21 protein-coding genes are annotated in these 24,612 nt (G+C 33.2%); 16 read left to right on the forward strand and 5 right to left on the reverse strand.

From position 1 onward, the window contains the following. Positions 1-66: 66 nt before the first annotated feature. Together HMPREF2642_RS02950 and HMPREF2642_RS02955 are read right to left on the reverse strand one after the other, a co-directional pair. Entirely contained in the window at positions 67-993 is a 927-nt protein-coding gene (locus HMPREF2642_RS02950) for a manganese-dependent inorganic pyrophosphatase (protein WP_002435938.1), read from the reverse strand. 54 nt (positions 994-1,047) lie between these two features. After that, on the reverse strand, positions 1,048-1,602 hold the full coding sequence (locus HMPREF2642_RS02955) for a cysteine hydrolase family protein (protein WP_049427679.1): 555 nt from the start codon (positions 1,600-1,602) through the stop codon (positions 1,048-1,050). Positions 1,603-1,799: 197 nt separating this feature from the next. On the opposite strand from HMPREF2642_RS02955, the gene HMPREF2642_RS02960 reads away from it, so the two are divergent. After that, the gene (locus HMPREF2642_RS02960) at positions 1,800-2,885 is read left to right on the forward strand and encodes a glycosyl hydrolase family 28-related protein (RefSeq protein ID WP_002469717.1); all 1,086 of its coding nucleotides are present in this window, start codon (positions 1,800-1,802) and stop codon (positions 2,883-2,885) included. A 108-nt stretch (positions 2,886-2,993) separates the two neighbouring features. Here HMPREF2642_RS02960 and HMPREF2642_RS02965 read toward each other — a convergent pair whose 3' ends face one another. Together HMPREF2642_RS02965 and HMPREF2642_RS02970 are read right to left on the reverse strand one after the other, a co-directional pair. Next, complete coding sequence (locus HMPREF2642_RS02965) at positions 2,994-3,797, reverse strand: prephenate dehydratase (protein ID WP_023350016.1); 804 nt, start codon at positions 3,795-3,797, stop codon at positions 2,994-2,996. Between the two features lie 17 nt (positions 3,798-3,814). Further along, positions 3,815-4,882 carry a nitric oxide synthase oxygenase gene (locus HMPREF2642_RS02970; protein ID WP_070597651.1) on the reverse strand — a complete coding sequence of 356 codons (1,068 nt, stop codon included), beginning with the start codon at positions 4,880-4,882 and terminating at the stop codon, positions 3,815-3,817. A 207-nt stretch (positions 4,883-5,089) separates the two neighbouring features. Here HMPREF2642_RS02970 and HMPREF2642_RS02975 point away from each other — a divergent pair, with 207 nt between their 5' ends. From HMPREF2642_RS02975 to HMPREF2642_RS03020, 10 genes are all read left to right on the forward strand, one after another. Next, positions 5,090-6,559 carry a nicotinate phosphoribosyltransferase gene (locus HMPREF2642_RS02975; protein WP_049427683.1) on the forward strand — a complete coding sequence of 490 codons (1,470 nt, stop codon included), beginning with the start codon at positions 5,090-5,092 and terminating at the stop codon, positions 6,557-6,559. Next, on the forward strand, positions 6,552-7,373 hold the full coding sequence (gene nadE, locus HMPREF2642_RS02980) for an ammonia-dependent NAD(+) synthetase (protein WP_047796465.1): 822 nt from the start codon (positions 6,552-6,554) through the stop codon (positions 7,371-7,373). The genes HMPREF2642_RS02975 and nadE overlap by 8 nt, the downstream gene beginning before the upstream one ends. 85 nt (positions 7,374-7,458) lie before the next feature. Further along, positions 7,459-8,085, forward strand: a complete 627-nt coding sequence (locus HMPREF2642_RS02985) for a DUF2179 domain-containing protein (RefSeq protein ID WP_002453623.1) — start codon at positions 7,459-7,461, stop codon at positions 8,083-8,085. Continuing rightward, complete coding sequence (locus HMPREF2642_RS02990) at positions 8,069-8,248, forward strand: NETI motif-containing protein (RefSeq protein WP_002469715.1); 180 nt, start codon at positions 8,069-8,071, stop codon at positions 8,246-8,248. The genes HMPREF2642_RS02985 and HMPREF2642_RS02990 overlap by 17 nt, the downstream gene beginning before the upstream one ends. A 281-nt stretch (positions 8,249-8,529) precedes the next feature. Further along, complete coding sequence (gene purB / locus HMPREF2642_RS02995) at positions 8,530-9,825, forward strand: adenylosuccinate lyase (protein WP_002435899.1); 1,296 nt, start codon at positions 8,530-8,532, stop codon at positions 9,823-9,825. A gap of 123 nt (positions 9,826-9,948) precedes the next feature. Continuing rightward, positions 9,949-10,251 (forward strand): YerC/YecD family TrpR-related protein, encoded by a 303-nt coding sequence (locus HMPREF2642_RS03000; RefSeq protein ID WP_002435940.1) that lies wholly within the window; start codon positions 9,949-9,951, stop codon positions 10,249-10,251. A gap of 305 nt (positions 10,252-10,556) precedes the next feature. Beyond that, positions 10,557-11,246, forward strand: coding sequence for a heptaprenylglyceryl phosphate synthase (locus HMPREF2642_RS03005; protein ID WP_002435967.1), 690 nt, complete (start codon positions 10,557-10,559; stop codon positions 11,244-11,246). Then, positions 11,246-13,441, forward strand: coding sequence for a DNA helicase PcrA (gene pcrA / locus HMPREF2642_RS03010; protein ID WP_023350019.1), 2,196 nt, complete (start codon positions 11,246-11,248; stop codon positions 13,439-13,441). The genes HMPREF2642_RS03005 and pcrA overlap by 1 nt, the downstream gene beginning before the upstream one ends. A 7-nt stretch (positions 13,442-13,448) precedes the next feature. Further along, complete coding sequence (gene ligA, locus HMPREF2642_RS03015; RefSeq protein WP_023350020.1) at positions 13,449-15,452, forward strand: NAD-dependent DNA ligase LigA; 2,004 nt, start codon at positions 13,449-13,451, stop codon at positions 15,450-15,452. 12 nt (positions 15,453-15,464) lie between these two features. After that, positions 15,465-16,673 carry a CamS family sex pheromone protein gene (locus HMPREF2642_RS03020; RefSeq protein WP_023350021.1) on the forward strand — a complete coding sequence of 403 codons (1,209 nt, stop codon included), beginning with the start codon at positions 15,465-15,467 and terminating at the stop codon, positions 16,671-16,673. Between the two features lie 73 nt (positions 16,674-16,746). Here HMPREF2642_RS03020 and putP read toward each other — a convergent pair whose 3' ends face one another. Continuing rightward, complete coding sequence (putP, locus tag HMPREF2642_RS03025) at positions 16,747-18,282, reverse strand: sodium/proline symporter PutP (RefSeq protein ID WP_070597652.1); 1,536 nt, start codon at positions 18,280-18,282, stop codon at positions 16,747-16,749. 379 nt (positions 18,283-18,661) lie between these two features. Between putP and gatC the strand changes: the two genes are divergently transcribed. From gatC to rlmD, 5 genes are all read left to right on the forward strand, one after another. Beyond that, positions 18,662-18,964 (forward strand): Asp-tRNA(Asn)/Glu-tRNA(Gln) amidotransferase subunit GatC, encoded by a 303-nt coding sequence (gene gatC / locus HMPREF2642_RS03030; RefSeq protein WP_002435888.1) that lies wholly within the window; start codon positions 18,662-18,664, stop codon positions 18,962-18,964. Position 18,965: 1 nt separating this feature from the next. Further along, positions 18,966-20,423, forward strand: coding sequence for an Asp-tRNA(Asn)/Glu-tRNA(Gln) amidotransferase subunit GatA (gene gatA / locus HMPREF2642_RS03035; protein ID WP_049427691.1), 1,458 nt, complete (start codon positions 18,966-18,968; stop codon positions 20,421-20,423). Positions 20,424-20,435: 12 nt separating this feature from the next. After that, entirely contained in the window at positions 20,436-21,863 is a 1,428-nt protein-coding gene (gene gatB, locus HMPREF2642_RS03040; protein ID WP_070597653.1) for an Asp-tRNA(Asn)/Glu-tRNA(Gln) amidotransferase subunit GatB, read from the forward strand. Between the two features lie 240 nt (positions 21,864-22,103). Beyond that, complete coding sequence (locus tag HMPREF2642_RS03045) at positions 22,104-23,054, forward strand: diacylglycerol kinase (protein WP_002435922.1); 951 nt, start codon at positions 22,104-22,106, stop codon at positions 23,052-23,054. An 87-nt stretch (positions 23,055-23,141) separates the two neighbouring features. Further along, the gene (gene rlmD / locus HMPREF2642_RS03050) at positions 23,142-24,509 is read left to right on the forward strand and encodes a 23S rRNA (uracil(1939)-C(5))-methyltransferase RlmD (protein ID WP_070597654.1); all 1,368 of its coding nucleotides are present in this window, start codon (positions 23,142-23,144) and stop codon (positions 24,507-24,509) included. Positions 24,510-24,612 lie beyond the last annotated feature (103 nt).

A 24,612-nucleotide genomic window follows, 5' to 3' on the forward strand; every position in this document is an offset into this window, starting at 1 on the left:
ATTTTTTATAATAAAAAAGGAGCATTTTAAAATGCTCCCAAATTCATTTAAAATTAATTCAAATAATTATGATAATACTTCAGTAATTTGAGGTACCACTTGTTTCTTACGAGAAACTACGCCAGATAAGAAGGCCATACCATCATCTAATTGAACATTAAATGCTTCGCCTACTTTATCTTTTTCAGCGCCGACAACTAAAATTTTAGAATCACTGTTGATAATATCAGTTACTACAAGTACGAATAAGTCATATTTTTCGTTTGCGCTTATCTCTAACATTACTTTTTCTAATTCATCTTTACGGTTAAGTACTTCGTCGATATCTACAGTGTTAACTTGTGCGATACGAGTGACATAGTCGCCCATAGTAAATGATTTAGCATCCATACCTAATAGGGTTTCTGCAGATTTATCAGTAGTAGAAGCACCAGCTTTTAGCATATCTAAACCATAGCTATCTAAATCAACATTGGCAATTTCTTTTAATGCTTGAGCTGCGTTAACATCTTCTTCAGTACATGTAGGTGATTTAAATAATAAGCTATCTGAAATTATAGCTGAAATCATTAAACCAGCAATTTCAGGTTTAATTTCAAATCCACGTTCTTTATACATTTTGTATAAAATAGTAGCAGTACATCCCACTGGTTCAGCTCTGTAATAAAGTGGGGAAGCTGTTTCGAAATTTGCGATACGGTGGTGATCAATCACGTGTCTTACAGATGCGTCAGCGATTGAATCAGCACTTTGTTGAAATTCGTTATGGTCAACTAAAATAACATCTTCATTATTTAAGTCTTCAGATAATAATTCTGGGGCTTCTACTTTAAAGTAATCTAAAGCGTATTGTGTCTCAGCACTAACTTCACCTAATCGGTAAGCTTTTGCTTCAGAGTTACCAGTTTGTTGTTCAAAATCAGCCATGATAATAGCTGAAGAAATTGCATCTGTATCTGGATTTTTGTGCCCAAAAATAAAAGTTTTTGTCATTTTCAATATCTCCTTATTCATTTATATTTAATCACATTTTAGCATGATTTTAGTTTAATCTTCTACCTTAGCACCTAGTGAGTTTTGGAAATGCGCTAGTGCCCAAATATGCCCTTCTTGGTTAAAGGATGCTACACCTCGGCTTGGAATTGTGACGTTATAACCTAAGTTATAGGCTGAAATCGCTGTATGTAACACACATATATCCGTGCAAACACCTACAATTTCTACATTTTTAATATCACGTTCCCTCAACAAACTATCTAATGGTGTACCATAAAATGAATCATATCTTGTTTTATCCAAGTAATGGACTTGTGAATTATGCTTGTTTTTCTCGTATATTTCACCAACTTTTCCATATAAACTACGGCCATTTGTTCCATAAATGTTATGAGGTGGAAAAAGTTGTGTCTCAGGGTGGTATAGGTCATTCTCATAATGGACATCCATTGTAAAAAAGATATCTTCTTGATGGTTAAGATACGTTTCAATTCTTCTTAAAATATAATCCTCTATTTCTTGACCAGGCTTCCCACAAGTAAGTTTTCCATCATTCGCAATAAAATCAATAGAATAATCCACTATAATTAGTGCGTTTTTATTCATTAAAACATCCTCCCTCTAATGTGTTTAAAAAGCACTATATTGGTATATTTATATATAAATAAGACTTTTTGATGTGTATTTATACTAAAATTAATTTTTAAAATAAATACAATATCATTAATGAAATATAACTTTAGTATATAGAGTTCACATCAAGCATACAATCATTATTTTTTATAAAACGGGGGGATTACCGAATGTTCATTAATGCCAGGGAATTTGGTTTAACTGGAGAAAATAAATATAAAGACACAAGAGCAATTCAAAAAGCATTAAATTATGCCAAAAAAGGTAAACACACTGTTTTTATCCCTAAAGGTACATATCATATTAGAAAAGCTTTAGTCATTTATGATTCTACAACGTTGCTACTCGATGATGAGGCAGTTCTTTTGCGAGTAGGGAAAGATGCATTGCTAAAAAATGGTAAACCTTATATTTTTTACCATAAATATTCTGGAAATAGTCATATTTATATTAAAGGTGGCACGTTTGATATGAATGGGGGCGACTTTCCATACAACAATACTGCTATGAGTATAGGTCATGCTGAAGATATTCAACTTATCGGCGTAACCTTTAAAAATATAGTTGGTGGACATGCATTAGATGCATGTGGTTTAAATGGCTTACATATTACAGATTGTTCATTCGAGGGTTTTCTCGACATAGATGGAGATCGTTCATTTTCAGAAGCAGTTCAATTAGACATTCAAGTGCCAGGTGCATTTCCTAAATTTGGCACAACTGATGGTACAATTACTAAGAATGTTGTTATAGAGAATTGTTATTTTGGTAATTCTGATCATCCGAAAATGAAAGCATGGAATCGTGCAATAGGTTCACACGCAAGTCGCTATAATAAATTTTATGACAATATTCATATTAGAAATAATGTGTTTGATAAACTAAAAGAATTTGCTTTAACACCGCTAAAGTCTAAGAATACATTTATTTCAAAAAATGAATTCAAATCATGTAATGGTGGTATACGATTTCTTGGCGTGAAAGATGGTAAAAATGCAGCAGACCCTCAAACAGGTCAAGTTATGGGTACACAAGCAGGGGAAAATTTCAATGTGATTGGTAATACCTTTACAGGAAAGATGGAGAGAGATGCAGTTCATATAAGGAGTTATAATGATGTGAAACATCAACATGTATTTATAGCAGGTAATCATTTCGATGATTCAACGCAAACTCTACATCTAGAGGATATAAAAGATCTAACTCTTAATCAGGAAGAGGAATTTTTAAAAGTCGAAAAAATTAATGTCGAATAGCTATGCAACTATATTAATAAATCTTAAGCATCATTAAAAAATAAATAAATTAAACAATAAACCCGCTAAATAACTTTTGTTTAGCGGGTTATTTAAATATTTGAATTTCTAAAATCTTTTATTAAACGAACCTATTAAATTCACTGTAAAATCTAACGTTTTTAAAATAGTAATTACTTTATTAACATCGTTGGTTACAGGTGTGTCTGCTTGTACGAAGAAGCGGTACATTCCCAATTGAGTTTTTAAAGGTCGTGATTCAATCCATGAGAGGTTGATATTAAATAATGCAAAGGTATTTAATACACTCGCTAACAAACCAGGTTTATCATACTGAGGGGTAATTAAGAACATGGTTGTATTAGTATCATCTTCAAAGTGTGTATGATTTTTAACAATTAAAAAGCGTGTGACATTATGCGGATAATCTTGAATATGCAAATCAATAGGTTGATATCCATAAGTTTCTCCACTACCTAAAGGCGCAATAGCACCTATACCTTTGGCTATTTTATCTAAACTTTGAATTGTACTGTCTGTATAATCGTACAGAAATTGATGTTGGTGTATATAATTGGTTGTTTGACTGATAGCAGGCGCGATTGAGTAGACTTTTTTAATGTCATGTAAACTATCAGAAGGATAGCCATACAATGCAAAATCAATATCTAAGTGAATTTCACCATGAGCATAAATTTTTTGTTCAGCTAATGCGTCAGCTACGATGTTAATCGTACCTTCGATAGAATTTTCTATGGGAACGATACCGATTGAGTTATCGTCACTTGAGACTGCTTTGATCACTTCGTGAAGGTTTGACTTAGCTAAATATTCGATATCATTTTCTAAAATAAGTTTTTGTGAAGCGAGATAAGAGAAAGTTCCTTTAGGTCCTAAATAATATAATCGCATGTTTCACTCCTAAAATTTTAATGAAAAGGGCACTTCATAGGTTCATTCTTTTTATAGTAGAAATTAGTTGATCGCATCGTATTATCATAACCATGATGATAGTTAGATGTTAACGTTGGCGATAAAGGTGGTGCTAACCATGACCATTTACCAGTCACGTGTCTATCATGCTTAAGTTCATTTCGTTCAAACATTTCAAACTGCTTTGAGGCAGTTAAATGGTCGACAATAGAAACGCCCTCAGCTTTAAAGGAATGATATACGGCATAGTTTAATTCTAAAAGTGCTCGATCCTTATTAAATGAATTATTTTTAAGTGTATCAAATTCGAAGGCTTCTGCAACTTTTTCTAAAAGATTATAACGATAACTATCTATGAAATTACGTACACCTATCTCAGTTACCATATACCATCCATTAAACGGTGCAGTAGGATAAATGATTCCGCCAATTTTTAAATCCATATTGGAAATGATTGGCACTGCATACCATTTTAAATTTAAATGTGCTAATTTTGGATACTGGTCATGAAATATAGGTACCTCTTTAATAAGATGTTTTGGATACTCATGAAATTTTAGTGCTTCATTAGGCATTTGATATATCAAAGGTAATATATCGAAATCTGTACCCTCACTGCTCCATCCTAGATGTTGAGCCAATCGTGTCACTTTTTTCTCAGATGGATCTCCTGCTTTGTCATAACCTGCGTAACGAATAAGCTGATTATTATATATTTTAGGGCCATTTTTGGGTGAATAAATTGTAATAAGTGGCTTGATTTTACCATTATTACTCGCTTTATTTATATGTTGGTGAATTGTATCAATGAATTCTTCTTCATTTTCAACATGACGCGCATCTTCCACATTTAGAGATTCCCAAAATAGTCTCCCAATACAACGATTAGAATTTCTCCATGCCATTTTCGATCCATATACCAATTCTTCATAAGTATGGGTGTAGCTTCCTGTTTCTTTAATTTCTTCTTCAATTTCATTAAGTCTTTGTTGAGTTTCACTTGAGCTATAATTTAATTCATTAAACATGGTTTGAATAAATGATTTAGCTTCATCTAATAACATTTAAAACACCTCATCCGTATTATAATCGAGGTTTTAAAAATACTCAGTTAAAATATTCAATTGTCATGAATTTGTCGTTGAGAGTTTTGTGACAACCAAATTTAAAAACTATTATAACATTCTGACTTCTTAGGTAAGTCGTTTACTTTCACAATGTGAATTATGATAAACTAGTCGTAAATGACTCGGTTGATTGGAGAGATTTGAGTGTACCAATTTAAAGATGACAGCTTAATGCTACAAAATGACTTATATCAAATTAATATGGCGGAAAGCTACTGGAATGACGGCATTCACGAAAGAACTGCTATTTTTGATTTATATTTTAGAAACATGCCTTTCAACAGTGGTTATGCGGTTTTTAATGGTTTAAAACGTGTAATTGACTTTATAGAGAATTTTGGTTTCTCTGATGCTGATATAGACTATTTAAAAACAATAGGCTATAAAGATGATTTTCTAAGTTATCTAAAGAATTTAAAATTTACAGGTAATATTCGCTCTATGCAAGAGGGGGAATTATGTTTCGGTAATGAGCCATTAATAAGAGTTGAGGCTCCTTTAATTCAAGCTCAACTTATTGAAACAATTTTATTAAATATAATTAATTTCCACACACTTATAGCGACTAAGGCGAGCAGAATCAGACAAATCGCTATGAATGATACATTGATGGAATTTGGAACTAGAAGAGGTCAAGAAATTGACGCTGGCTTATGGGGGGCTCGCGCAGCCTTTATTGGTGGATTTGACTCAACTAGTAATGTAAGAGCGGGTAAGCTATTCGATATACCAGTTTCAGGTACGCATGCGCATGCATTAGTTCAAACATATGGTGAGGAGTATACAGCATTTAAAAAATATGCTGAACGACATAAAAATTGCGTCTTTTTGGTAGATACTTTCCATACATTAAAATCGGGTGTGCCTACAGCAATAAAAGTAGCTAAAGAGTTGGGTGACACTATCAACTTTATTGGAATTAGATTAGATTCTGGAGATATTGCTTATTTATCTAAAGAGGCAAGACGTATGTTAGACGAAGCTGGCTTCACAGAAGCTAAAATTATTGCTTCAAATGATTTGGATGAGCAAACAATAACAAGTTTGAAAGCACAAGGAGCTAAAGTGGACGCATGGGGTGTGGGAACTAAATTAATTACTGGTTATGATCAACCTGCACTCGGTGCAGTATACAAACTAGTAGCCATTGAAACTGAGGATGGTACTTTTAGTGATAGAATCAAGCTTTCTAATAATGCCGAAAAAGTAACGACTCCTGGTAAGAAGAATGTCTATCGTATTATTAATAAAAAGACTGGAAAAGCAGAAGGTGACTATATTACGCTTGAAGGAGAAGATCCATCAACTGAAAAACCTCTCAAACTATTCCATCCAGTACATACGTATAAAATGAAATTTATTAAATCATTTGAAGCGAAAGATTTACATCATACCATCTTTGAAGCTGGTAAGTTAGTATATCAACTTCCTACCGAACGTGAAGCTCAGGCATATTTAACTAAAAGTTTAGATACACTTTGGGAGGAAAATAAGCGTTACTTAAACCCTCAAGAATATCCTGTAGATTTAAGTGCTAAATGTTGGGAAAACAAACATAAACGTATCTTTGAAGTAGCAGAACGTGTTAAAGAGATGGAGGAAGATCATGAGTAAATTACAAGATATTGTTGTTAAAGAAATGAAAGTTAAACAACAGATTGATAGTGAAAAAGAAGTAAATGAAATCAAACATTTCATTAAGTCTTATGTTCAATCTCATTCTTTTATTAAATCGCTAGTACTTGGAATTTCTGGAGGACAAGATTCTACATTAACAGGAAAAATTGTACAGTTAGCTGTAAATGAATTACGCTCTGAGGGACGTGAATGTAAGTTTATAGCAGTTAAATTACCGTATGGTGTACAAAAGGATGCTGATGAAGTAGAAGATGCACTGCAATTTATAGAACCTGATGAAACAGTTACAGTTAATATCAAACCTGCAGTAGACCAAAGCGTCCAATCTCTTAAGGAAGCGGGTATCGAATTGACAGATTTTCAAAGAGGAAATGAAAAAGCTCGAGAACGTATGAAAGTTCAATTTTCGATTGCTTCAAACCAAAGTGGAATCGTTGTTGGAACTGATCATTCTGCTGAGAACATTACTGGTTTCTATACTAAATATGGTGATGGTGCGGCTGATATTGCTCCAATTTTTGGATTGGACAAAAGACAAGGTAAGCAGTTATTAAAGTATTTAAATGCACCAAAACATTTATATGAGAAAGTACCAACTGCAGACTTAGAAGATGATAAGCCACAATTACCTGATGAGGAAGCTCTAGGTGTGACTTATGATCAAATAGATGATTATCTCGAAGGTAAAGATATACCCGCTGAAGCGCGAGAAACTATTGAGAAACATTATGTTAGAAATGCGCACAAACGTGAACTTGCATATACTAGATATACTTGGCCTAAAAACTAAAATTTGAAATAAAATTATTCTTAGTGACAAAATAATGTGTGACTGGTAAAATGATTTGGATTTATAGTTAGAAAAGAGGAATAATATGTCGGCAATCGCTCATAATCCATGGCTAATGGTATTGGCCATATTTGTAATCAATGTCTGTTATGTCACATTCTTGACGATGAGAACCATTTTAACATTGAAAGGCTATCGTTACATTGCTGCAGTGGTAAGTTTCCTTGAGGTACTTGTATATGTTGTTGGTTTAGGATTAGTTATGTCTAGTTTAGATCAAATCCAAAACATTTTTGCATATGCATTAGGCTTCTCAGTTGGAATCATCGTTGGTATGAAGATAGAAGAAAAACTAGCGTTAGGTTATACCGTAGTCAATGTGACTTCGTCAGAGTATGAATTAGATTTACCTAATGAATTAAGAAATTTAGGTTATGGTGTAACTCACTATGAAGCGTTTGGACGTGATGGTAGTCGAATGGTTATGCAAATTTTAACGCCACGTAAATATGAATTTAAGCTTATGGATACCATAAAAAACCTTGACCCTAAAGCGTTTATCATTGCTTATGAACCTAGAAATATTCATGGTGGATTCTGGGTTAAAGGGGTACGCAGACGTAAACTTAAAGCTTACGAGCCAGAACATCTAGATGTTGTAGTAGAACATGAAGAATTAGAAAGTGCGAAGACAAATGAGCAAAAAGTTTAAAGTTGAAGATAATGAGACCATTGCTGATTGCTTAGCTCGTATGCGCGAAGAAGGTTTTATGCCAACTCGTAGAATGGAAAAACCAGTCTATAAAGAAAATAAAGATGGAAGTATAGAAGTGCTCAAACAGGATATAATTTTTGTGGGTAAACCTATTAATTAAATCCATAATGCAAATTTCAATTGTGGTGCTTTTTAAAATTTTGAGTAGAACGGATATTTGTTTTGAAAGTCAGATATCTATTCTACTCTTTTTTTATAGTTAATTGAGTTTCTAAAGTAATTACAATAAAATATGAATATAAGGAAAAAACATTTATACATTTAGCTATAGTTTTGTTAAACTATAACCAACGAGTTAAATACGAACTTTTTTGAAAAAATCAAGTTTAATGTACAGTTTTTAAAATCTGCAATAATACATACGATTGGAGTTATTAAAGAATGATTGAACGCTATTCAAGAGAAGAAATGTCTAAAATTTGGACAGATCAAAATCGCTATGAGGCATGGTTAGAAGTAGAAATATTAGCATGCGAGGCATGGAGTGAATTAGGATATATCCCTAAAGAAGATGTCAAAAAAATTCGTGAAAATGCTAAAGTTGACGTTGATCGTGCAAAAGAAATTGAACTGGAAACACGTCATGATGTTGTAGCTTTTACAAGACAAGTGTCTGAAACGCTTGGTGAAGAAAGAAAATGGGTTCACTATGGTCTTACTTCAACAGATGTTGTAGATACCGCATTAAGCTTTGTTGTTAAACAAGCGAATGAAATTATTGAGAAAGACTTAGAAAGATTTATTGAAGTATTAGCTAATAAGGCTAAGAATTATAAATATACATTAATGATGGGGCGCACACATGGTGTCCATGCTGAACCGACTACTTTCGGTGTTAAAATGGCACTTTGGTATACAGAAATGAAACGTAACCTTAAACGCTTTAAAGAAGTGCGTAAAGAGATTGAAGTGGGTAAAATGAGTGGTGCAGTAGGTACATTTGCTAATATTCCTCCCGAAATTGAAGCATATGTTTGTAAGCACTTAGGCATTGATACTGCACCAGTTTCTACTCAAACATTACAAAGAGATCGACATGCATACTATATTGCTACTCTAGCGTTAATTGCTACTTCCTTAGAGAAATTTGCAGTGGAAATCCGTAACCTACAAAAAACAGAAACACGTGAAGTAGAAGAAGCTTTCGCTAAAGGACAAAAGGGTTCATCGGCTATGCCGCATAAACGTAACCCTATTGGTTCTGAAAATATTACAGGTATTTCACGAGTAATTCGTGGATATATTACTACAGCATATGAAAATGTACCTCTTTGGCATGAGCGAGATATTTCTCATTCATCTGCAGAAAGAATCATGTTACCAGATGTAACAATTGCTTTAGATTATGCATTAAACCGATTCACAAATATTGTAGATCGCCTTACTGTATTTGAAGATAATATGAGAACTAACATTGATAAAACATTTGGTTTGATTTTCTCACAACGTGTATTATTAGCTTTAATTAATAAGGGAATGGTTAGGGAAGAAGCCTATGATAAAGTTCAACCAAAAGCAATGGAATCTTGGGAAACTAAAACACCATTTAGAGAATTAATTGAACAAGACGATACCATCACAAATGTTCTATCTAAAGAAGAATTGGACGAGTGTTTCAATCCTAAACACCATCTTAATCAAGTTGATACAATTTTCGAGCGTGCTGGATTAGAATAAAAATGATAAACTAAATGTGATAAATGCGACTTAAATCCTATACTTTTTTCATTGAATCTACTACACTTTAACTAATTAGTACGTTAAAATGATAAAATAATAAGTGTATAGGGGTTGTTCGAGATGCAAATTGAAAAATTACGTGGGCAAGCATTGGATGAATTATTTGATGCGATCCTAGCGCTAGAAAATAGAGAAGAATGCTATCAGTTTTTCGATGATTTATGCACTGTGAATGAAATACAGTCGCTATCTCAGAGACTTCAAGTTGCTAAAATGATTAAACAAGGTTATACGTATGCAACGATTGAAGACGAATCTGGTGCATCAACTGCAACGATATCTAGAGTTAAGCGTTCGTTACAATGGGGTAATGATGCATATACTATGATTTTAGATAGACTTAATATAGAAACAAAGTCATAAAAGCATTTGAATGATTTAGTAAATGTTCTAAGAATTAATTTTTATGTTTTATATATTTAGGCTTCAAGAAGTGTTAATCCACTTTTTGAAGTCTTTTTAATATTTGTGGTAATAAGTGGTTAATCAAATATATTATCAAGATGTGCAAGATATAAAGATTTAACTTTGAAAAATCTAAGATTCAGTTATCTTTAAAATCATTAAGTTTTATCTGAAATGATGTATTATTATCTTTTTTACTCTTTAGAACTTAACACTTAAAAATGCTATAATTTAGGGTATGTTAAATAAAGGAGTTTCAGAAAATGTATGACATAACAAAGTGGAAACATATATTTAAACTAGATCCGGCTAAGTCAATATCTGACGATGATTTAGAAGCAATATGCATGTCAAATACAGATGCAATTATGATTGGTGGTACGGATAATGTAACCGAGGATAATGTCATTCATTTAATGAGTAGAGTGAGACGTTATCCATTACCACTTGCATTAGAGGTTTCAAATGTTGAAAGTGTAATGCCTGGATTTGATTTTTATTTTATTCCTACAGTGATGAATAGTAATGATACAACATATCATAATGGTATTTTATTAGAAGCTCTCAAACAATTTGGTCATGTAATAAACTTTGAGGAAGTAATATTTGAAGGGTATTTAATACTGAATTCAGATAGTAAAGTTGCACGCAAAACTGGAGCTCAAACGGAATTAAATATTGAAGATGTTGAAGCATATGCGCAGATGGCTAATGAACTCTATCATTTCCCTGTTATGTATTTAGAATATAGTGGGGCATATGGTGACATAGAAAAAGTAAAGGCCGTATCTCAAATGCTTACTGAAACACAACTCTTCTATGGTGGGGGTATCTCAAATTTAGGTCAAGCTCAAGAAATGGCTGACTTTGCAGATACGATTATCGTAGGAAATATTATATATACTGATATTAAAAAAGCGCTAAAAACTGTAAAAATAAAGGAGTCTAATTAATGAATTCGCTAGTAAAGAATATGAATACAGAACAAAGTGAAGCTGTAAGAACGACTGAAGGGCCATTGCTTATTATGGCTGGCGCGGGGTCAGGGAAAACACGCGTATTAACACATCGTATTGCTTATTTATTAGATGAAAAAGATGTGTCTCCTTACAATATTTTAGCGATTACTTTTACGAATAAAGCAGCTAAAGAAATGAAAGAACGTGTTGAACAATTGGTCGGAGAAGAGGCTCAAGTTATTTGGATGTCCACATTCCATTCTATGTGCGTGAGAATCTTAAGAAGGGATGCAGATAGAATTGGAATAGAACGCAATTTCACTATCATTGATCCTACTGACCAAAAATCTGTTATTAAAGATGTTTTGAAAAATGAAAACATAGATAGCAAGCGTTTTGAACCAAGAATGTTCATTGGAGCAATAAGTAATCTTAAAAATGAATTGAAAACACCAGATGATGCTCAAAAAGAAGCAAATGACTTTCACTCACAAATGGTTGCTACTGTATACAAAGGTTATCAAAGACAATTATCACGAAATGAAGCATTAGACTTTGATGATTTAATAATGACTACAATAAACCTCTTTGAACGTGTTCCTGATGCGCTAGAATATTATCAAAATAAGTTTCAATATATTCATGTCGATGAATATCAAGATACAAACAAAGCGCAGTACACTTTAGTGAAATTACTTGCTAATAAATTTAAAAATCTTTGCGTTGTAGGTGACTCAGATCAATCTATCTATGGTTGGCGTGGCGCTGATATACAAAACATTTTATCTTTCGAAGAGGATTATCCTGAAGCGAAGACCATTTTCCTAGAGCAAAATTATCGTTCTACTAAAAATATATTAAATGCAGCTAATGAAGTGATTAAAAACAATTCAGAACGTAAACCTAAGGGATTATGGACTGCAAATACAGGTGGAGACAAAATCCAATATTATGAAGCGATGACAGAACGTGATGAAGCTGAGTATGTTGTGAAAGAAATTATGAAACATCAAAGAAATGGTAAGAAGTATAGCGATATGGCAATACTTTATAGAACTAATGCACAATCACGTGTACTAGAGGAAACATTCATGAAATCTAACATTCCATACACTATGGTTGGAGGTCAAAAGTTCTATGACCGTAAAGAAATCAAAGACTTACTAAGCTATTTACGCGTAATTGCGAATAGTAACGATGATATTAGTTTACAGCGTATTATTAATGTTCCTAAAAGAGGGATAGGGCCTTCTTCAGTTGAGAAGATTCAAACCTATGCAGTTCAAAGCAATATAAGTATGTTCGATGCATTAGGAGAAGTGGACTTTATTGGTCTCTCTAAGAAAGTTACACAGGAATGCATTAACTTTTATGAGACAATAACTCATTTAATAAAGGAACAAGAATTTCTTGAAATAAGTGAAATTGTAGAGGAAGTCTTAAAAAAATCAGGTTATCGTGACATGTTAGAGAGAGAACAGACACTTGAATCACGTAGTCGTTTAGAAAACTTAGATGAATTTATGTCTGTACCGAAAGACTATGAGGAAAATACACCATTAGAAGAACAATCTTTAATCAATTTCTTAACTGATTTATCACTTGTCGCTGATATAGATGAAGCAGATACGCAAAGTGGTGTAACGATGATGACTATGCACTCTGCGAAAGGTTTAGAGTTTCCAATTGTTTTTATTATGGGTATGGAAGAATCACTATTCCCTCATATTCGAGCTATTAAATCAGATGATGATCATGAAATGGAAGAGGAACGTCGAATTTGTTATGTGGCAATTACCCGTGCTGAAGAATTATTATATGTCACGAATGCCACTACAAGAATGTTATTTGGACGTTCACAATCCAATATGCCTTCTAGATTTTTAAAGGAAATTCCAGAAGAGTTACTTGAAAGTCATACTGGTAATAAACGACAAACAATCCAACAACCAAAAGCTAAACCACAACAGAAAAGAGGATTTAGCAAACGAATGACTTCACCTAAGAAACAAGTTTCATCTTCAGAATGGAAAGTAGGAGACAAGGTGACTCACAAAGCTTGGGGTGAAGGAATGGTTAGCAATGTAAATGAGAAAAATGGTTCGGTAGAATTGGATATCATATTTAAATCTGAAGGACCTAAACGTTTACTTGCTCAATTTGCGCCAATAGAGAAGAAGGAGGACTAATAAGGGGATGAAAGATTTACAATCTCGTGTAAATGAACTACATGATTTATTAAACCAATATAGCTATGAATATTATGTACAGGATAATCCATCTGTACCAGATAGTGAATATGATAAATTATTACATGAACTTATAGATATTGAAGAGAAGCATCCCGAATATAAGACTGCTGATTCACCTACTGTACGTGTAGGTGGAGAGGCGCAGTCCTCATTTGAAAAGGTAAATCATGATACACCAATGTTAAGTTTAGGGAATGCATTTAATGAAGAAGATTTAAGAAAGTTCGACCAACGTATTAGAGAAAATATCGGAAACGTCGAGTATATGTGCGAACTAAAAATCGATGGATTAGCTGTTTCTCTCAAGTATCAAAATGGTAGATTCGTTCAAGGATTGACACGAGGTGATGGCACTACTGGAGAGGATATTACTGAGAATTTAAGAACTATCCACGCTATACCATTAAAAATTAAGGAACCACTTAATTTTGAGGTGCGTGGAGAAGCCTATATGCCTAGACAATCATTTATGAATCTAAATGCGGAAAAGGAAGAGAATGGTGAACAACCTTTTGCGAATCCAAGAAATGCAGCAGCAGGATCTTTAAGACAACTTGATTCTAAACTTGCAGCCAAAAGAAAGTTAAGTGTCTTCTTGTATAGCGTAAATGATTTAACTGAGTTTGATGCAACAACTCAAAGTGGGGCTTTACAAGAACTTGATGACTTAGGTTTTAAAACAAACCAAGAAAGAGAACGAGTAGCTGATATTGATGGTGTTCTCGACTATATAGAGAAATGGACTGAGAAAAGAGAGTCTTTATCATATGATATTGACGGTATTGTTATTAAAGTAAATGATTTAGATCAACAAGAGGAAATGGGGTACACACAGAAATCTCCAAGATGGGCAATTGCCTACAAATTTCCTGCTGAAGAAGTCGTTTCAAAACTATTAGATATCGAGTTAAGCATAGGGAGAACTGGTGTAGTAACTCCAACAGCTATTCTTGAACCCGTTAGAGTAGCAGGTACAACTGTTTCTAGAGCGTCTTTACATAATGAGGACCTCATACATGAAAGAGATATTCGTATTGGTGACAGTGTAGTAGTTAAGAAGGCTGGTGACATCATTCCTGAAGTAGTCAAGAGCATATTAGATAGACGACCAAAGGATGCCAAGACATATCATATGCCAACACATTGCCCAAGTTGCGATCATGAGTTGGTTAGAATAGAGGGTGAAGTTGCACTTCGTTGCATCAATCCTAAATGTCAAGCACAACTTATAGAAGGACTAATACATTTCGTCTCTAGACAAGCAATGAACATTGATGGACTTGGAACAAAAATTATTCAACAATTATATGAAAATGAGTTAATCAAAGATGTTGCAGATATCTTTTATCTTAAAGAAGAAGACTTGCTTCCTTTAGAACGTATGGGTAATAAAAAAGTTGAGAATCTATTAGCTGCTATAGAGAAAGCTAAAGATAACTCACTTGAACATTTATTATTTGGTCTAGGTATCAGACATTTAGGTGTTAAAGCAAGCCAAGTTCTAGCAGAGAAATATGAAACGATGGATCGTTTATTAAATGTGACTGAGGAAGAACTTGTAGCGATACATGATATAGGTGATAAACTAGCTCAATCTGTTGTCACTTATTTAGAAAATCAAGATATTCGTGCTTTAATTCAAAAATTAAAAGACAAAAATGTTAATATGAATTATAAAGGAATTAAAACTACAGAAATTGAGGGCCATCCTGAATTTAATGGTAAAACTATTGTATTAACTGGTAAACTAGAACAAATGACAAGAAGTGAAGCTACACAATGGTTAGAAATGCAAGGGGCTAAAGTAACAAGTAGTGTTACTAAAAGTACAGATATTGTTATAGCCGGTGCTGACGCAGGTTCTAAACTTGCTAAAGCTGAAAAGTTTGGTACAGAAATTTGGACTGAAGATGAATTTGCTAAAAAACAAAAAGAATTAAATAATTAGAGGAGTACGTCGATGAAGCGAACAATTATTTTACTCATTTCGACAATATTTTTATTAGCTGCATGTAATAACAATCAAAAAGATAACCAATCTGATAAAGATGAAAGTGGAAGTAAGAATAGTCAAAATACGAACCAAGTAAAACAAATTGCAACAGACAAAAATGTTCAAGGAGATAATTATAGAACAATTTTACCTTTTAAAGAAAGCCAAGCGAGAGGTCTCTTGCAAGATAATATGGCAAATAGCTATAACGGTGAAGATTTTGAAAGTGGCTTATTGACTTTAAGTAAAGAAGTATTCCCGACAAATAAATATCTTTACCAAGATGGACAGTATTTAGATAAGAAGACAATTAATGCCTATTTAAATCCTAAATACACGAAAAAAGAAATTGATAAGATGAGTGAGAACGAGAAGAAAAGTAAGAAAGCGAATGAAAACCTTGGTCTTAATCCTTCACACAATGGTGAAACAGACGAAGAAAAAATAGCAAAACAATCACCAGCTTATCTTTCAAATATACTAGAACAAGATTTTTATGGTAATAATGATTCTAAAGCTAAAAATATCAAAGGCATGACGATTGGACTAGCTATGAATAGTGTTTACTATTATCAAAAAGAAAAAGATGGAGAAACATATAGTAAAAAATTAGATGATAAAGAAATTGAAAAACAAGGTAAACAAATGGCAAGTGAAATGTTATCTCGCTTACGTGAAAATAGCGATTTAAAAGATATACCAATTCATTTTGCAATTTATAAACAATCAGGCCAAGATTCTATTACACCAGGTGAATTTATTGCTGGTGCAACTGCAGATGATGGTAAAACAAAAATTAATGAATGGGACGCTATTAAAGAAAAATCAGCCTTGCTTCCTTCCTCAACTGCAGAGGATTATAATGAAACATTAAATAATAATTTCAAACAATTTAATGATAATTTACAATCTTACTTCTCTAACTTTACTCAAGCAGTAGGTAAAGTGAAATTTATTAATAAGAAACCAAAACAATTAACTGTTGATTTACCAATCGATTATTATGGGCAAGCTGAAACTATTGGTATTACTCAATATGTTACAGAGCAAGCTGAAAAATATTTTGATAATATTGATGAGTATGAAATTCGCATCAAAGATGGTAATACACCTCGTGCATTAATTAGCAAATCGAAAGATGATAAAGAACCACAAGTTCATATCTATCATAATTAATATAGTTATAGGCGCCTTCGACTAGTATAAGTGATAAAGTCGAAGGCGCCTATTTTAATGTTTAATTTAGAATTTATTCTCGAACGATTTGCTTCACTTTGTTTAAATCATTTTCAACGAAAGTATCTGGCTTCTTAGTTAATTTACTTACAAAATAAGTAACCATTACGCTGATGATAAAGCCTGGAATAATTTCGTACATTCCAAATAATTCGTTGACCGAAGCAAGTGGTTTAATCCATGCTATCCAAATGATAACGACTAGAGAACCTGCAATCATACCACTCACGGCTCCAGCACGTGTGAGGTCTTTCCAATACAGTGAAAATAGTACAAGTGGGCTAAATGCAGCACCAAAACCTGCCCAAGCATTACCCACAAGGTTAAGAATTGTGTCATTTGGATGCCAAGCGATAGCTATTGCAACAATGGCAACAACTAGTACTGACAAACGGCCTACCATTACAAATTCTTTTTGATGAGCTACTGCTTTATCTTCACCCCGTACAAGTTTATAAAAATCTTCAGTTAAAGAACTAGATGTTACTAATAGTTGGGAAGAAATAGTGCTCATAATTGCAGCTAAAATTGCCGCTAACAAGAAACCACCAACAAGAGGGTGGAATAAAACTTGGCTCATAACAATAAATAGTGTTTCTGGATCTTCTAATTTGATGTGTTTTTCAGAAATAAACGCGATACCTGTTAAACCAACTCCCACTGCACCAAGTAAACCTACTGCCATCCAACTAATTCCTAAACGTCTTGCTTTAGGTAATAACTTATGAGATTTAATAGACATGAATCGTACTATGATATGTGGTTGTCCAAAGTAACCAAGCCCCCAAGAAAATAGAGATATAATACCAATTACAGTTGTCCCTCTAAATAAATCTAAATTTGTTGGTTTCATTTGTGCCACTTCATGAAACGTGTCCCATCCATTTAATTTTAAAAGGGCAACAATAGGTACCATTACCATTGCTATAAGCATAATCACGCCTTGGAAAAAGTCAGTTATTGATACAGCTAAATAACCTCCGAAAAAGGTGTATAGGATAACGATGACTGCAACTAATATCAATCCAAAATGGTAATTAAGTCCGAAGGCACTTTCAAATAATTTACCACCTGAAACGAATCCAGAATGAGTGTATAAAGTAAAGAAGACAACAATAATTAATCCGGAAATAATTTTAATCACATTTTGTTTATCATTCAATCTATTCTTGAAGAAATCAGGTAAGGTGATGGCATCCCCAGCAATTTCTGTATAGACTCGTAATCTAGGAGCGACGACGAAATAGTTTATATAAGCACCAAGTGTTAAACCTATTGTTATCCATATGGCAGAAAGACCTGTGCTATAGACTGAACCTGGAAGTCCCATAATCATCCAGCCACTCATATCAGAAGCACCTGCTGATAGAGCTGTAATATTTGGTCCTATATTACGTCCTCCTAGCATAAATTCACTTAAATTGCCCGTAGCTTGTTTGTAACCGTAAAAGCCGATAACGAGCAGAATAATAAAGTAAGCAGCAATCATAATGTATGTTTGCCAATTCGCATCGACTTGGTTACTGAGTGTAGAACCTAATGTCAGCATATGAAACACTCCCTTTACTTTGTTTTTAAATAAGTTATTTGTAATATTATACATGATAATGAAATGTTCAGAAAAGTAAAAATTCAATATTTGTAAAATAATAGCTTTAATACCAGTATAGAAAGCGCTTACTCGAAAGTTTGAAATTAACTTTCGATTGTATAAAATTGCATATTATTTAAAATTTAAAAGTAGAAGTTGTATGAATGTTATTATGTAAGATTGAATTAACTTAAATATGTAACCTAATTTAAGGAAGTTTATAAAGGCTGATATATCAAGCCTTTATTTTATCTAACATCGTTATAAAAACTTAGATTTTTATAGCGAAATTTGATACAATTTGATGATGAATGAGTATTAAGGAGGCTTTTATTTAATGACTAAAGTTACACGTGAAGAAGTTGAACATATTGCTAATTTAGCTAGACTTCAAATTTCTTCTGAAGAAACAGAAGAAATGGCTAATACCTTAGAAAGTATTTTAGATTTTGCGAAACAAAATGATAGTGCTGATACTGAAGGTGTTGAGCCAACTTATCACGTATTAGATTTACAAAACGTGTTACGTGACGATAAAGCAATCGAGGGCATTCCTCAAGAATTAGCATTGAAAAATGCAAAAGAAACAGAAGATGGACAATTTAAAGTGCCATCCATCATGAATGGGGAGGACGCTTAAGATGAGTATTCGCTATGAATCTGTTGAAAAATTAACAGAAATGATTAAGAACAAAGAAATTAAACCTTCTGAAGTTGTTAAAGATATTTATGCAGCTATTGAAGAAACAGACCCAACTATCAAATCTTTCTTAGCTTTAGATAAAGAGAATGCTATTAAAAAAGCAGAAGAACTAGATGATTTACAAGCAAAGGATCAAATGGACGGTAAATTATTCGGTATTCCTATGGGAATTAAAGATAATATTATTACCAAAGATGTAGAAACTACATGTGCGAGTAAAATGCTTGAAGGATTCGTACCAATATACGAGTCTACTGTAATGAATAAATTACATGGAGAAAATGCCGTACTTATTGGTAAATTAAATATGGATGAGTTTGCAATGGGTGGTTCAACTGAAACATCTTACTTTAAGAAAACGTTAAACCCATTCGATCATACAGCAGTACCTGGAGGTTCTTCTGGTGGTTCAGCGGCAGCTGTTGCAGCAGGTTTAGTACCATTTAGTTTAGGATCTGATACAGGAGGTTCTATCAGACAACCAGCAGCATATTGTGGTGTCGTAGGTATGAAACCTACATATGGACGTGTATCACGTTTTGGGTTAGTGGCTTTTGCTTCTTCTTTAGATCAAATTGGTCCTATTACACGCAACGTTAAAGATAACGCAATTGTACTTGAAACTATTTCAGGTGTAGATGCAAATGATTCAACTAGTGCACCAGTAGAAGATGTTGATTTCACTTCAGATATTGGTAAAGATATCAAAGGTCTTAAAGTAGCTTTACCTAAAGAATACTTAGGAGAAGGTGTAAGTGAAGAAGTCAAAACGTCTGTTAAAGAAGCTGTTGAGACGTTAAAATCTTTAGGTGCTGAAGTAGGAGAAGTTTCATTACCTAACACTAAATATGGTATTCCTTCTTATTATGTAATTGCATCATCTGAAGCATCTGCAAACTTAGCTCGTTTTGATGGCATCCGTTATGGCTACCATTCAAAAGAAGCTCAATCGTTAGAAGAGTTATATAAAATGTCAAGATCTGAAGGCTTCGGAGCTGAAGTTAAACGTCGTATCTTCTTAGGAACATTCGCTTTAAGCTCAGGTTACTACGATGCTTACTATAAAAAGTCTCAAAAAGTGAGAACATTAATTAAAAATGATTTTGATAAAGTATTTGAAGAATATGATGTAGTGGTAGGACCAACTGCGCCAACAACTGCATTTAATTTAGGCGAAGAAATTGATGATCCATTAACTATGTATGCAAATGATTTACTAACAACACCAGTTAACTTAGCTGGTTTACCTGGTATTTCTGTTCCTTGCGGACAATTTAACGGACGACCAATTGGTTTACAATTTATCGGTAAACCTTTCGATGAAAAGACGTTATATCGTGTAGCTTATCAATATGAAACACATTACAACTTACATGACGCATACGAAAAATTATAAGGAGTGGAAACCATGCATTTTGAAACAGTTATAGGACTTGAAGTTCACGTAGAGTTAAAAACAGACTCAAAAATGTTCTCTCCATCACCAGCACATTTTGGAGCTGAACCTAACTCAAATACAAATGTTATCGACTTAGCATATCCAGGTGTATTACCGGTTGTAAATAGACGTGCAGTAGATTGGGCTATGAGAGCTTCAATGGCTTTAAATATGGATATCGCTACAAATTCTAAATTTGACCGTAAAAACTATTTCTATCCTGATAATCCAAAGGCATATCAGATTTCTCAATTTGATGAACCAATTGGTGAAAATGGTTATATTGATATTGAAGTAGATGGAGAAACTAAACGTATTGGTATTACACGTCTTCACATGGAAGAAGATGCGGGTAAATCAACACATAAAGATGGTTATTCTCTAGTTGACTTAAACCGTCAAGGTACGCCTTTAATTGAAATTGTTTCTGAACCTGACATTCGTTCACCTCAAGAAGCTTATGCTTATTTAGAAAAGTTACGTTCAATTATTCAATATACAGGTGTTTCTGATTGTAAGATGGAAGAAGGATCACTACGTTGTGATGCTAATATTTCATTACGCCCTTATGGACAAGAAGAATTTGGTACCAAAACTGAATTGAAAAACCTTAACTCATTTAACTATGTAAGAAAAGGTTTAGAATATGAAGAAAAACGCCAAGAAGAAGAATTACTTAATGGTGGCGAAATTGGGCAAGAAACACGTCGCTTTGATGAATCAACTGGTAAAACTATTTTAATGCGTGTTAAAGAAGGTTCTGATGATTATCGTTATTTCCCAGAGCCAGATATTGTACCTTTATATGTTGATGAAGAATGGAAAGAACGTGTACGTCAAACGATTCCTGAGTTGCCAGATGAGCGTAAAGCTAAATATGTGAATGATTTAGGTTTACCTGAATACGATGCACATGTCTTAACACTTACCAAAGAAATGTCAGATTTCTTTGAAGGTGCCATTGAACATGGTGCTGATGTTAAGTTAACGTCTAACTGGTTAATGGGTGGCGTAAATGAATATTTAAATAAAAATCAAGTCGAATTACAAGATACACAATTAACAACTGAAAATCTTGCAGGAATGATCAAATTGATTGAAGACGGTACTATGAGTAGTAAAATTGCTAAAAAAGTCTTCCCAGAACTTGCAGAAAATGGTGGAGATGCTAAACAAATTATGGAAGATAAAGGTTTAGTACAAATTTCAGATGAAGCGACGTTATTAAAATTCGTTAATGAAGCTTTAGATAATAATCCTCAATCTGTAGAAGACTATAAAAACGGTAAAGGCAAAGCTATGGGCTTCTTAGTTGGACAAATTATGAAAGCTTCAAAAGGCCAAGCTAACCCTCAAAAAGTTAATGGTTTATTAAAACAAGAATTAGATAAACGCTAATCCGTCACATATCATTTTCAAAGCTTCTATTACATGTCAACAAACATGTGATAGAAGCTTTTTTAGATTAAAAGATCCAAATAAACATCTTTGATGTTAAAGTTCTTAAAAATAAAATCATTTTGAGCCTCTCTAAAATTAATATTGTCGATAAGTTGAGAGAATTAGTAATAAATACTTTTAACTGATGTTTAAATCATTTAATATAATGTATGAGTATATGAAGTCGAGGGATTAACTATGAGAAAACGTGCAAGAATTATATATAACCCGACATCAGGGAAAGAACTATTTAAACGCGTATTACCAGATGTATTAATTAAATTAGAGAAAGCTGGCTATGAAACAAGTGCGTTTGCTACTGAGAAAGCTGGCGACGCAACAATAGAAGCGGAAAGAGCATTGAGTAGTCATTATGATTTGTTAATTGTAGCAGGTGGTGATGGTACTTTAAATGAAGTTGTTAATGGTATCGCTGAGCAACCAAATCGTCCTAAATTAGGAATCATTCCAATGGGCACTGTCAATGACTTTGGGCGTGCATTACATTTACCAAATGATATTATGGGTGCTGTTGATATTATCATAGAGGGTCATACTACTAAAGTAGATATCGGTAAGATGAATAACCGTTACTTTATTAATTTGGCAGCAGGAGGTAGACTCACTCAAGTCTCTTATGAGACGCCAAGTAAACTTAAATCTATTGTTGGACCTTTTGCATATTACATTAAAGGGTTTGAAATGTTACCACAAATGAAGGCTGTAGATATTCGTATTGAATATGATAATAAGGTATTCCAAGGGGAAGCATTGCTCTTCTTACTTGGTCTGACGAATTCTATGGCAGGATTTGAAAAGTTAGTACCTGATGCAAAATTAGACGATGGATATTTCACTTTAATTATTGTGGAAAAAGCCAATTTAGCTGAGCTAGGACATATCATGACTTTAGCTTCCCGTGGTGAACATACAAAACATCCTAAAGTAATTTATGAAAAAGCTAAGTCAATTAATATTTCATCATATACCGAAATGCAATTAAATGTTGATGGTGAATATGGTGGTAAATTGCCAGCGAATTTCTTAAATTTAGAACGTCATATTGAAGTATTTACGCCTAAAGATGTCTTTAATGAAGAATTATTAGATAATGGTTCAACACCTGATATTACCACTGAAAAGCAGTAAACTATAACTGAGCAATTAGAATATTAATAAGAAGGTTAGGAGACCCAGAATTGATATCCTAACCTTTTTGTATGTGGGGGAAATATTTTGGAAACATTAAAAAAGAATGAGGTGCATACTGGAAAAGTTATCGATTTAACGCATGAAGGGCATGGCGTTGTAAAAATTGATCGTTATCCAGTGTTTGTGCCTAATGCTCTTATAGAAGAAGAGATAGAATACAAATTGATTAAAGTGAAAAAGAATTTTGCAATTGGTAAACTTCTTGAAGTAAAAAATAAAAGTAAAGATAGAGTTGAGCCTCCTTGCGTATATTATTACAAATGTGGTGGATGTCAGTTGCAACATATGACTTATCAAGCTCAATTAAATATGAAAAAAGAACAAGTTGTTAATCTATTTCATCGTAAAGGTCCTTTCGAAGATACACCGATTCAGCCTACGTTAGGAATGGAACAACCATGGAGATACCGTAATAAATCTCAGATTCCAGTAGGGAAAGATAAAGATAATAAAGCTATCATGGGATTCTATAGACAACGAAGTCATGACATTATCGTTATGGATAGTTGTCTAATTCAAGATGAACAACACCAAAATATTATGAACTATGTAAAACATTGGTTTAATGAACTTAATATGAGTATCTATGATGAAAAAAATAAAAGAGGTTTAATGAGGCACTTAGTCATTAGAACGGGGTATCATACTGATGAAATAATGGTCATCTTTGTTACAAATGGTAAGAAATTTAAAAATGCGAATGTATTAGTGCAAAAACTTATCTCAGAATTTCCAAATATAACAAGCATTAAACAAAATATTAATGATACGCATTCAAATGTCATTATGGGACCTCAATCTGTAACGTTGTATGGTAAAGATAAAATTGTTGATGAGTTAAGTGAGGTTACATTTAATATATCAGATCAATCCTTCTATCAAATAAATTCTGCCCAGACTGAGAAACTCTATCAAAAAGCGATTGATTATGCTCAATTAACAGGAGAGGAAATTGTATTAGACACTTATTGCGGTATTGGTACAATAGGTTTGTATATGGCTCCTCAAGCTAAGCATGTTTATGGTGTTGAAGTAGTACCATCTGCTATTAAAGACGCACAGGAGAATGCGACTAAAAACCAATTAAACAATACGACTTTTGAATGTGGGAAAGCTGAAGATGTTATTTTAGAATGGAAAGCACAAGGAATAAAACCTGACGTAGTGATGGTTGATCCACCAAGAAAAGGTTGCGATGAGACGTTTATTAAAACGTTGCTCAAATTAAATCCCAAACGCATTGTATATATTTCCTGTAATCCATCTACTCAACAAAGAGATGCGCAATTATTATCAGATAATTATCATTTAGTTGAAATAACTCCAGTGGATATGTTCCCACAAACAACACATATAGAAACTGTGGCCTTATTTGAACGCAAAGAGAATTAAAAAATCTCAAAGATAGAATACAATTAATTGCAAATGTGTATTGAATGTTAAGGTATTATTACAAGCAACTTACTTTCTTGAAAAGAGTCTTTTTTAACCAAAT

This window comes from Staphylococcus sp. HMSC055A09 (assembly GCF_001809655.1).
Classification (GTDB): domain Bacteria; phylum Bacillota; class Bacilli; order Staphylococcales; family Staphylococcaceae; genus Staphylococcus; species Staphylococcus capitis.

Excerpts from the sequence above, each read along its gene's own strand:
- HMPREF2642_RS03005 (WP_002435967.1), top strand. The coding sequence starts at position 10,557 with ATGTATGACATAACAAAGTGGAAACATATATTTAAACTAGATCCGGCT.
- nadE (WP_047796465.1), top strand. The coding sequence starts at position 6,552 with ATGAGTAAATTACAAGATATTGTTGTTAAAGAAATGAAAGTTAAACAA.
- HMPREF2642_RS02990 (WP_002469715.1), top strand. The coding sequence starts at position 8,069 with ATGAGCAAAAAGTTTAAAGTTGAAGATAATGAGACCATTGCTGATTGC.
- gatB (WP_070597653.1), top strand. The coding sequence starts at position 20,436 with ATGCATTTTGAAACAGTTATAGGACTTGAAGTTCACGTAGAGTTAAAA.
- putP (WP_070597652.1), bottom strand. The coding sequence starts at position 18,282 with ATGCTGACATTAGGTTCTACACTCAGTAACCAAGTCGATGCGAATTGG.
- HMPREF2642_RS03045 (WP_002435922.1), top strand. The coding sequence starts at position 22,104 with ATGAGAAAACGTGCAAGAATTATATATAACCCGACATCAGGGAAAGAA.
- HMPREF2642_RS03020 (WP_023350021.1), top strand. The coding sequence starts at position 15,465 with ATGAAGCGAACAATTATTTTACTCATTTCGACAATATTTTTATTAGCT.
- HMPREF2642_RS02950 (WP_002435938.1), bottom strand. The coding sequence starts at position 993 with ATGACAAAAACTTTTATTTTTGGGCACAAAAATCCAGATACAGATGCA.
- gatC (WP_002435888.1), top strand. The coding sequence starts at position 18,662 with ATGACTAAAGTTACACGTGAAGAAGTTGAACATATTGCTAATTTAGCT.
- HMPREF2642_RS02960 (WP_002469717.1), top strand. The coding sequence starts at position 1,800 with ATGTTCATTAATGCCAGGGAATTTGGTTTAACTGGAGAAAATAAATAT.
- HMPREF2642_RS03000 (WP_002435940.1), top strand. The coding sequence starts at position 9,949 with ATGCAAATTGAAAAATTACGTGGGCAAGCATTGGATGAATTATTTGAT.
- ligA (WP_023350020.1), top strand. The coding sequence starts at position 13,449 with ATGAAAGATTTACAATCTCGTGTAAATGAACTACATGATTTATTAAAC.
- HMPREF2642_RS02955 (WP_049427679.1), bottom strand. The coding sequence starts at position 1,602 with ATGAATAAAAACGCACTAATTATAGTGGATTATTCTATTGATTTTATT.
- HMPREF2642_RS02965 (WP_023350016.1), bottom strand. The coding sequence starts at position 3,797 with ATGCGATTATATTATTTAGGACCTAAAGGAACTTTCTCTTATCTCGCT.
- HMPREF2642_RS02985 (WP_002453623.1), top strand. The coding sequence starts at position 7,459 with ATGTCGGCAATCGCTCATAATCCATGGCTAATGGTATTGGCCATATTT.
- purB (WP_002435899.1), top strand. The coding sequence starts at position 8,530 with ATGATTGAACGCTATTCAAGAGAAGAAATGTCTAAAATTTGGACAGAT.
- gatA (WP_049427691.1), top strand. The coding sequence starts at position 18,966 with ATGAGTATTCGCTATGAATCTGTTGAAAAATTAACAGAAATGATTAAG.
- HMPREF2642_RS02970 (WP_070597651.1), bottom strand. The coding sequence starts at position 4,882 with ATGTTATTAGATGAAGCTAAATCATTTATTCAAACCATGTTTAATGAA.
- pcrA (WP_023350019.1), top strand. The coding sequence starts at position 11,246 with ATGAATTCGCTAGTAAAGAATATGAATACAGAACAAAGTGAAGCTGTA.